This window comes from Gilliamella sp. App6-5, from assembly GCF_001690525.1.
Taxonomy (GTDB): Bacteria; Pseudomonadota; Gammaproteobacteria; order Enterobacterales; family Orbaceae; genus Gilliamella; species Gilliamella apicola_H.
In genome coordinates this window covers 19188-28974 of the sequence record NZ_LZGT01000002.1, presented here as the reverse complement: position 1 = coordinate 28974, position 9787 = coordinate 19188, and the positions used below count along the sequence as shown (strand labels likewise).

The window sequence follows — 9787 nt, the reverse complement described above, 5'->3', positions numbered from 1 at the left end:
ACGCCAGTTAGAGCGGTTTGGCTTTAATCCGGTTGGTGTCGGTCTTGATGCGGGTTATTTTACGGCTCCCATTTGCCATTTACTGCTGGCAGAGCAGATATATCCGGTGTTGGGTTATCGTCGTCCCACCCATGGTGCGAATCCCATCAGAAAAAAGCAGTTTATCTATAACAGTCAAAACGATACTTATACTTGCCCAAACGGGCAAACATTAATATATAAAACTACCAGCAGGGAAGGTTATCGTCATTATCATTCTGATGCAACAACCTGCAAAGTCTGTCCGTTATTGTCACAGTGTACACAGAGTAAAAATACACAGAAAGTCATCACACGGCATATCTGGGAAGCAGATAAAGAGAAAGCCAACGAGATTCGTTTAAGTCAGTGGGGTAAAAAAGTCTATGCTCGGCGAAAAGAAACCATAGAGCGCAGCTTTGCTGATGCTAAACAACACCACGGACATCGCTATGCACGATTTAGAGGAAGAGCGCAGGTTCAAATGCAGTGTTTATTGGCCGCAACGGCTCAAAATATCAAGAAAATAGCGATAAAGCTATTTTTGTTACGTTTTTTTAAGCTATTTTTTAATTTATTTAATAAAATCCAAATTAAAAATCCTATTTATGGTTTAAATAAAAAAATAAACCCCGAATTATATCGAGGTTTGTCATCAATCTGAAGCCATAAAATAGTATTTATGGCTTTAATGAACGATTATTTTTTTATCACTCAATCTTATTTATTTTTTGCTCGTTCAAATGACTCAATAATTTCTTTACGAGCTGCCTCAGCATTGTCCCAACCGTCAACTTTAACCCATTTACCTTTTTCTAATGCTTTGTATTGTTCAAAAAAGTGTTTGATTTGCGATTTTAGTAATTCAGGCAAATCATCAACATCTTTAATATGATCATATTCTTTTGATAGTTTACTATGAGGTACTGCAACCAGTTTTGCATCTTGACCTGCTTCGTCAGTCATTTTTAATACCCCGACTGGGCGACAACGAATAACAGAGCCCGGTTGTAGTGGGTATGGCGTTGGGACTAATACATCAACTGGATCACCATCTAATGATAATGTGTGATTAATATAACCATAGTTACATGGATAAAACATTGCTGTTGCCATAAAGCGGTCAACAAATACAGCACCCGTATCTTTATCGACTTCATATTTTATTGGATCAGCATTAGCTGGAATTTCTATCACAACATAAATATCATCTGGTAATTCTTTACCTGCTGGTACATTTAAAAGTCCCATTTTTGTATCCTCTATCTAAGTTTATATGTGTTTGTTAATAACAATAAGCGCACATTATAAAGATTATTTTGTATCGCTCAATTCTTTTAAATATTGAAAAATTTGCTTTGCCGATTTGACGGGTTTATTTGCTTCTTGCTCTTTTTTAGCTAAACGAGCTAAAGTGCGCAGTTGCTGGCGATCGGCTGTTGGGTATAAGTCCATAATGGTTTCAGCATCGCTAGTTGCAATCAGGTCATCGCGTAGCTTTTCAAGTTTGTGAAATAAAGCAATTTGCTGATTGTGGCGATTTTTGAGCTTATCAAGCGCTTGGCTAATAGGTTCAATATCTCGGCTACGTAGAAGCTTGCCAATATATTGAATTTGTCTGCGATACCCTTCTTTTTTTATCTTCTGCGCAAGTTCAATGGCATAAATAAGATCCTCATCAAGAGGGATTTTTTCCAGTTCGTTTTTGCTTAAATTGACAAGCTCGATACCTAATTTTTTTAGGGCTTCGGCATCGCGTTTGATTTCACTTTTACTAACGTAAATGATTTCTTCGTCTTCATTGTCAATAGCGAAGTTGGGTTCTAGATTTGTCTCTTGATTGTAATTCATGTTATTTCTTTTGTTAACTAATATTCAATTCTGGCTTATTATAACGTATCACTGGCAGAATTGTAGAAAATAATAAAATGAGTATTGAACAGATTAAAAGAGAAGCCTTACATCAAAAAGAGAATTTATCGGCGATTGTTGCTAATGCCATTAAACAAGCAAAACCTCGTGTTGATGCAGTTGAGGTGTCAATTAATCAATCAACTGGTATTAGTGTAAGTACGCGGATGGGAGAAACCGAAAATGTGGAATTTAATAGTGATGGGGCATTATCCATTACTGTTTATCAAGATCAACGTAAAGGCAGTGCGTCAACCAATGACTTGTCCTCTCAAGCCATTTTGCACACGGTGGATATGGCCATTAATATTATGCAATATACCTCGCCCGATCCTTGTTCTGGTTTGGGCGATGTAAGCCAAATGGCATTTAATCCATCCGATTTAGATTTATTTTACCCAAGTGATTTGAATGTCGATAATGCTATTGAGCAGGCCAAACAAACTGAGTTAATCGCGCTCAATCATTCAAAATTAATTAATACTGATGGCGGTTATTTTAGTAGTCGCTATGGTGTTTATGTGTACGGTAATAGTTTAGGGATGTTACAAGGTTATTGCGCAAGTTCACATTCACTTTCATGCTCTGTCATTGCTGAACAAGCAGGGCAGATGGAAAGTAATTATGCTTATACTTCATCACGCGATTTTAGTGAATTAAAATCAGCAAATTGGGTTGGTATGCAAGCGGCTGATAGAGCGATTTCACATTTAGGCGCTAAGCAACTCCCAACCATGCAAGCGCCAGTGCTATTTAGTGCGGAAGTTGCCGTTGGGCTGATTAGGCATTTAGTGGGCGCCATAAGTGGTGGGGCAATTTATCGTAAGTCCTCGTTTTTATTAAACAGTGTTGGGCAAACTGTTTTTCCTAATTGGCTAACCATTTATGAAGATCCTCATATTCTAAAAGGCGTTGGTTCATCACCTTTTGATAGTGAAGGTACCAAAACAGTTCAACGTAATATTGTTGAGCAAGGTGTGTTGCAAACTTATTTGTTAGGTAACTATTCTGCGCGTAAATTGGGTTTAACCTCGACTGGGCATGCAGGTGGAATTCATAATTGGTTTGTATCACCAAGCCAAACTAATGCGGGTTTTGATGATATGCTTAAAAAATTGCATAAAGGTGTTGTTATAACTTCGTTAATGGGGCAAGGTGTTAATAGTGTGACTGGCGATTATTCGCGTGGAGCCACTGGTTTTTGGGTTGAAAATGGCCAAATTCAATATCCAGTTAACGAAATTACCATTGCTGGTAACCTTAAAAATATCTATAAGAATATTGTGGCAATTGGTAATGATATTGAAACAAGAACGAATATCCAATGTGGTTCGATTTTGATTGATAATATGAGTATAGCCGGAAAATAAGGATCAGTATGGGCAGGTTTTTAAAAAGTACTTTTTTTCAGAAAATAACTTCATGGATGCCAGGATTAAGCAGTTTATTACAGTATAAACGCGAATATTTTACTTTTGACCTTAAGGCTGGTTTATCGGTTGCCGCTGTTTCATTACCCGTGTCAATTGCTTATGCTGAATTGACAGGCGTTGGCGCTATAGCAGGATTGTATTCGACCATTTTGCCTTTAATTGTGTATGCGCTTTTTGGTTCTTCTAAGCAACTGATTGTTGGGCCTGATACGGCTACTTGTGCTGTGGTTGCGGCTGTTGTATTACCGTTAGCGGCAAATGATCCAATCTTGCGTTGGCAATTAGTTGTGATATTAACAATCATGATCGGTATTTGGTGTATCATCGCAGGGAAGTTGCATCTGGGTGCCTTGGCCGACTTGCTTAGTCAGCCTATTTTAATTGGTTTACTAAATGGTATTTCAATCACCATTATGGTTGATCAGTTAGCCAAAACATTGGGCTTTAGTTATGATTATTCTTATTTGATTGAGCGAATTGTGTATTTCCCCTTTAAAATACTACAAATCCATATAGGTACTGCACTGGTTTCATTTTTTACGTTATTAATTTTAATTGTTTTAAAGCGTTTAAAGCCTCAATACCCAGCGCCGCTGTTAGCCGTTATTGTGATGACATTTTTTTCATGGTTGTTTAATTTTGAATATTTTAATATTCGTATTATCGGTAATGTGAGCAGTGATTTTATTCCTGTCGAATCATGGCTTGATTTTGATAAAGGTTTAATGCGTGATTTAGTTGTCCCTTCACTTAATATTGCCATCATCTGTTTTGTGAGTATGATGATAACCGTACGCAGTTTTGCCTCTAAAAATAACTATGAGACAAATGCTGATGTCGAATTTAAAGCGTTAGGTATCGCCAATATTGTAGCAGGATTATCTCAAGGTTTTGTTGTTAGTGGCACTTCATCAAGAACTGCTGTAAATGATGCCAATGGGGGGAAAACTCAGCTTGTTTCGGTTATTGCTGCAATGCTAATTGGTATAGTGGTGTTGTTTTTTCTTTCACCTTTGCAATTTATTCCAACTTGCGTATTAGGGGTGATTTTAATTTATTCTTCAATTTCTTTGATCAATTTTCAAACAATTATCCGCTTTTTTAAATTTGATCGAGATGCGTTTTATTTAAGCTTGACAACACTTGTGTCAGTACTGGTTATTGGTATTATTCCTGGTATGGCGTTAGCAGTGTTATTAGGGCTATTTTTATTTTTACGTCGTGTATTTAGGCCAAACGATCAATTGTTAGGTGTTGATGAAAGTGGTCGAATTCATTCAATAAGCCAAGATGTAAAACCGCTCAATAATACGATGATTTATCGATTTAATTCCCCATTGACGTATTTCAATATTGCTTATTTTAAACGAAGAATTATTAGTTATATTGACGAAGCGCAAGAGTCTATAAATTATGTGATTGTCGATGCGATTCCTTGCTTTACCTATAAAGATGTGAGTGTTTTGTCGGGTATTGATGAATTAGTAAAGTCTTTAAAAGTAAGAAACGTGACTTTAATCTTATCTGGTCGACGTAAAACAATCAAAAACTGGTTTAAACAAATGAATATTAAGCTTGATGATAAATATATTGATTTTGCTTATGATCTCTATTTTGCGGTTAAATTAGTCCAAAGTAAGGAACATATAAATAGTAAAGTTGATGATGAATCTGTTCAGTTATCGTGACCGTTAATAAAATTGGCAAGATTGTTTTTATTTATCTCACATCCCTTGATTTTGATAGATGAAGGAATATTAATATAGACAATCGCCTACAAATTTAAGTACAATATTGGATCTTTCAAATGAAGCATTTTAGTAAACAATTTTAGAGGTAAAAATGGCACGTGTAACTGTTCAAGATGCAGTAGAAAAAATTGGTAATCGCTTTGATCTCGTTATTGTAGCAGCAAGACGCGCTCGTCAACTACAGGTTGAAAATAAATCTCCACTGGTTCCGGAAGAAAACGACAAAGAAACCGTTGTTGCTTTACGTGAAATAGAAGAAGGTCTTGTCAATAAACAAATTCTTGATATTGCTGATTTCCAAGCACGTCAAGATGAAGAAGCAGAAGTGCGTGCAACACTTCATGAGTCGATTCTTCTCGAAAATACACCATCGTACGAATAAGCTTTACAGGAATTGCTTATGCAATATTTCGATAGCTTAAAAGAGGTTGTAGCATCTTATCTTCCGCCTAAACAAGTCGAATTGATTCAAGATGCTTATCTTTTTGCTAAAAATGCACATGATGGGCAATTCCGATGTAGTGGTGAACCTTATATCACTCACCCAGTTGCAGTCGCGACAAATTTAGCTGAGATGCGGCTTGATTATGAAACTATTATTGCTGCACTTTTACATGACACTATCGAAGATACTCCAGTTACCTTTCAAGATATTACAAATAAATTTGGTAAACATGTTGCCATTTTAGTTGAAGGTGTTTCTAAACTTGATAAATTAAAATTCCGTAATAGACAAGAGGCACAAGCTGAAAATTTTCGGAAAATGGTGCTTGCCATGACCGAAGATGTGCGTGTTATTTTAATTAAACTAGCTGACCGCACCCATAACATGCGCACACTCTGTGCCTTAAGACCTGACAAGCGCCGTCGCATTGCCAAAGAAACTCTCGAAATTTATGCTCCTTTGGCTCATCGTTTAGGTATCCATCATATTAAAACTGAACTCGAGATTTTAGGCTTTACAGCAATGCATCCTAATCGCGCTAAAGTGATTGAAAAAGTAATTAAAACAGCGCGAAATAAACGGAAAGAACTGATTCAACGAATTTTGTCTGAAATAAAGCAGCGATTACTCGATGCTTATATTGATGCCAAAGTAACAGGTATCGAAAAAAATATTTATGTGATTTATCAAAAGATGAAACTGCGTGAACAGCAGTTTCATTCGATTATGGATATTTACACTTTTAGAATTGTGGTTAAAGATGTCGATGCTTGTTATCGTGTGCTTGGACTAGTACATAATTTATATAAACCACGGCTTTATCGTTTTAAAGACTATATAGCGATTCCTAAAGCGAATGGGTATCAGTCGTTACATTCATCATTAATTGGACCACACGGCACACCGGTTGAAGTACAAATCCGTACTGAAGACATGGATCAAATGGCTGAAATGGGAGTTGCTGCACATTGGGCATATAATGAAAAAGATGAGTTGAATACTACCACGCAAATTAAAGCGCAACGCTGGATGCAAAGTTTGTTAGAACTACAACAAAGTGTAGGTAATTCTTTTGAGTTTATCGAAAATGTAAAATCAGATTTATTCCCTAAAGAAATTTATGTTTTTACCCCTAAAGGACGTATTGTTCAGTTACCTGAGGGGGCGACAGCTGTTGATCTTGCTTATGCAGTTCATTCGGATATTGGTTATCAATGTATTGGTGCGATTGTTGATCGTAAACCTTATCCTCTATCACAACCACTAAGTAGCGGACAAACCGTGGAAATTATTACCTCTCCAGAAGGGCAGCCTAACGCAAATTGGTTAAATTTTGTAGTTAGCGCTAAAGCAAAGTCTCGTATCCGTCATGCGCTTAAAACGCTTAAACGTGAAGATGCAATTGAATTAGGACGGCGTTTACTTAACCTTTCGCTAGTTAAATCTGGAGGTATTAGTGGGCTATCATCGAGTCAAAAAGATCGAGTGGTTGAATTAACAAAATTATCCAATTTTGATGATGTCTTGGCCGAAATTGGGTTAGGCAATATTATGAGTCATTTTATTGTCAAAGGTTTAGAACATAAATCGCTGTTACCAAATAAAGCAGAGCCAAATAAAACACTTGTTATTACCGGCAGTGAAGGCATTTTGGTTACGTTTGCTAAGTGTTGTCATCCTATCCCCAATGATCCTATTATTGGGCATGTTAGCCCTGAAAAAGGACTGACAGTACATCATGAATTTTGCCAAAATATTACGGGTTATCAACATAACCCAGACAAATATATTTCGCTTAAATGGGCTTCTAATATTTCTCAACTCTTTGTTGCTGAAATTTGGGTCGATATTTTAAATACCCAAGGTTCTTTAGCACATATTCTTTCAATTATTAATGATGAAAATACCCACTTGCAATGGTTAAATACTGAAGAAAAAGATAGACAAATTTATACAATCATCTTACAGATTGAAGTAAAAGATACTCAACAACTTAATGAGTTAATTCGTAAAATGTCACTACAACCAGATGTAGTAAGTGTTACACGAAATATAAATTAGTCATTATGATAAATCGTTTTTTTGACCATTTTCCGTTGATAAAATTAACAGGAATTGGCGCAAGTTTAGAAAAAAAATTCAATACATTAGGTATCTATACCGTCAAAGATCTATTATTGCATTTTCCTTTGCGTTATGAAGATCGTACTTTGACTTGTGCCATTGGTGATGTGGCTATCGGTGAGTATACCACGATTGAGGGGTGTATCATAAAAACTGAAGTGATCTTTAGACGTAAACAAATGTTAGTTTGTTATATTCAAGATGACTCAGGAATAGCGATATTAAGATTTATGAATTTCAATGCTGGAATGAAAGCAAGTTTAACGCCAGGTAAGTGGGTAAGTGCTTATGGTGAGGTTAAAAGAGGAAAAAGCTATCCTGAAGTAATTCATCCACAATATAAAATTAAAGATAGTCGTGAAGCTAAATTGTTAGCTTCTGATTGCAATGAAGAAAGATATACGCCTGTCTATTCAACAACTTACGGACTTACGCAAAATATTATTCGTAAATTGATACGCACTGCACTGCTACTATTAAAACGTAACCCACCAAAAGAAATCTTACCGACACCGCTAGCGAGTCGCTATTTCACTGTTTTTGATTCATTAAATATTATTCATAATCCACCAATAGATACTGATATAAAGCAATTGTCGAATGGGGAACACCCTGCAATTAGACGGTTTATTTTTGAAGAATTGCTCGCCTATCATTTAAGCATGTTGATGTTGAAAACCGATAATCAAAAGCAACAAGCTTATGCAATGAATGTTAGTCAACAGTTTATCAAACCGTTTTTATCTTCATTACCTTTTAACCCCACTCGTGCTCAGCAACGAGTGGTTCAAGATATTTATCAGGATATGGCAAAACCAATTCCAATGATGCGATTAATCCAGGGAGATGTTGGTTCTGGCAAAACGTTAGTTGCAGCACTAGCAGCACTCAATGCAATAGAAAATAATCGACAAGTGGTATTAATGGCGCCGACTGAAATATTAGCAGAGCAACATTATCACAATTTTAAACAATGGTTTGCTCCTCTTGGTATTTCTGTGGATTGGTTATCAGGGAGATTAACCGCTAAAAATAAGCGTCAGCGTTATGAGCGTATCTTAAATGGTGAAATTACCCTGTTAATTGGTACACATGCGGTGTTTGTTGATCAAGTGGAATTTTATTCGTTAGGTTTAGTGATTATTGATGAACAGCATCGGTTTGGTGTTAATCAGCGCCTAAGTCTTTGGGAAAAAGGTATTAAAGATAATCTTTATCCACATCAATTAATTATGACCGCAACGCCTATTCCCCGAACATTAGCCATGACAGTTTATGCTGATCTCGATGTTTCAGTTATTGATGAATTACCACCAGGCAGAACGCCTATCACTACAGTTGTAGTACCTAATACTCGCCGAGATGAGATCATTGAACGTGTCAACCAAGCTTGTTTAGATAATCGCCAAGTATATTGGGTATGTACCTTGGTTGAAGAGTCTGAAACGCTTGATGCACAAGCGGCTGAAATGCTGGTTGCTGAATTACAGGCGCGTTTACCTCATTTAAGTATTGCGTTAGTGCATGGAAAAATGAAATCTGATTTAAAGCAATCGGTCATGCAAGACTTTAAAGCCGGAAAAATTCAATTGCTTGTCGCCACAACAGTTATTGAAGTTGGCGTTGATGTGCCTAATGCTAGCTTAATGATTATTGAAAATGCAGAACGTTTAGGTTTAGCCCAATTGCATCAGTTACGTGGACGAGTTGGACGAGGTTCGGCTGTATCTCATTGTGTATTAATGTATCAAGCGCCCCTAAGCAAAGTCGCCCAAGCACGCATGAAAGTAATGCGTGAAAGTAATGATGGTTTTATTATTGCCCAAAAAGATCTTGAACTTCGTGGTAGTGGTGAAATTTTAGGGACTCGCCAAATGGGTACGGCTAATTTTAAAGTGGTTGATTTGATTCGTGATCAGCATTTGATTAGTGAAATCCAACACGCATCTTATGATATCCAAACAAACTATCCGCAAAGCGCCTTACAATTAGTTAACTGTTGGCTGCCAAATTGTGAAAAATATATTAATGTATAATTGTTGCAGTATTTTTTGAACAGATATTTAATGTTGTACTCATTTACAGATAATGAGTTTATGTGTGGG

8 protein-coding genes are annotated in these 9787 nt (G+C 36.5%); 6 read left to right on the top strand and 2 right to left on the bottom strand.

Annotation, left to right across the window (positions count from 1 at the left end):
* The coding region (locus A9G24_RS00185; protein ID WP_255307212.1) for a transposase at positions 1-682 on the top strand (682 nt) is incomplete at its 5' end.
* Positions 683-738: 56 nt separating this feature from the next.
* On the opposite strand, the gene ppa is transcribed toward A9G24_RS00185, so the two are convergent.
* On the bottom strand, positions 739-1269 hold the full coding sequence (gene ppa / locus A9G24_RS00180) for an inorganic diphosphatase (RefSeq protein ID WP_065561528.1): 531 nt from the start codon (positions 1267-1269) through the stop codon (positions 739-741).
* Positions 1270-1332: 63 nt separating this feature from the next.
* Positions 1333-1869, bottom strand: coding sequence for a ribosome biogenesis factor YjgA (gene yjgA, locus A9G24_RS00175; protein ID WP_065637226.1), 537 nt, complete (start codon positions 1867-1869; stop codon positions 1333-1335).
* A 77-nt stretch (positions 1870-1946) separates the two neighbouring features.
* Between yjgA and pmbA the strand changes: the two genes are divergently transcribed.
* The 5 genes from pmbA (at position 1947) to recG (ending at position 9718) form a co-directional block, all read left to right on the top strand.
* The gene (gene pmbA / locus A9G24_RS00170) at positions 1947-3299 is read left to right on the top strand and encodes a metalloprotease PmbA (RefSeq protein ID WP_065637225.1); all 1353 of its coding nucleotides are present in this window, start codon (positions 1947-1949) and stop codon (positions 3297-3299) included.
* An 8-nt stretch (positions 3300-3307) separates the two neighbouring features.
* A complete protein-coding gene (locus A9G24_RS00165) occupies positions 3308-5050 on the top strand; it encodes a SulP family inorganic anion transporter (protein ID WP_218056166.1) in 1743 nt (580 codons plus the stop codon).
* Positions 5051-5204: 154 nt separating this feature from the next.
* Positions 5205-5495, top strand: coding sequence for a DNA-directed RNA polymerase subunit omega (gene rpoZ, locus A9G24_RS00160; RefSeq protein WP_065637224.1), 291 nt, complete (start codon positions 5205-5207; stop codon positions 5493-5495).
* Positions 5496-5513: 18 nt separating this feature from the next.
* The gene (spoT, locus tag A9G24_RS00155) at positions 5514-7619 is read left to right on the top strand and encodes a bifunctional GTP diphosphokinase/guanosine-3',5'-bis pyrophosphate 3'-pyrophosphohydrolase (RefSeq protein WP_065637223.1); all 2106 of its coding nucleotides are present in this window, start codon (positions 5514-5516) and stop codon (positions 7617-7619) included.
* A gap of 5 nt (positions 7620-7624) precedes the next feature.
* A complete protein-coding gene (gene recG / locus A9G24_RS00150; protein ID WP_065637222.1) occupies positions 7625-9718 on the top strand; it encodes an ATP-dependent DNA helicase RecG in 2094 nt (697 codons plus the stop codon).
* Positions 9719-9787 lie beyond the last annotated feature (69 nt).

Excerpts from the sequence above, each read along its gene's own strand:
- pmbA (WP_065637225.1), top strand. The coding sequence starts at position 1,947 with ATGAGTATTGAACAGATTAAAAGAGAAGCCTTACATCAAAAAGAGAAT.
- recG (WP_065637222.1), top strand. The coding sequence starts at position 7,625 with ATGATAAATCGTTTTTTTGACCATTTTCCGTTGATAAAATTAACAGGA.
- rpoZ (WP_065637224.1), top strand. The coding sequence starts at position 5,205 with ATGGCACGTGTAACTGTTCAAGATGCAGTAGAAAAAATTGGTAATCGC.
- ppa (WP_065561528.1), bottom strand. The coding sequence starts at position 1,269 with ATGGGACTTTTAAATGTACCAGCAGGTAAAGAATTACCAGATGATATT.
- spoT (WP_065637223.1), top strand. The coding sequence starts at position 5,514 with ATGCAATATTTCGATAGCTTAAAAGAGGTTGTAGCATCTTATCTTCCG.
- yjgA (WP_065637226.1), bottom strand. The coding sequence starts at position 1,869 with ATGAATTACAATCAAGAGACAAATCTAGAACCCAACTTCGCTATTGAC.
- A9G24_RS00165 (WP_218056166.1), top strand. The coding sequence starts at position 3,308 with ATGGGCAGGTTTTTAAAAAGTACTTTTTTTCAGAAAATAACTTCATGG.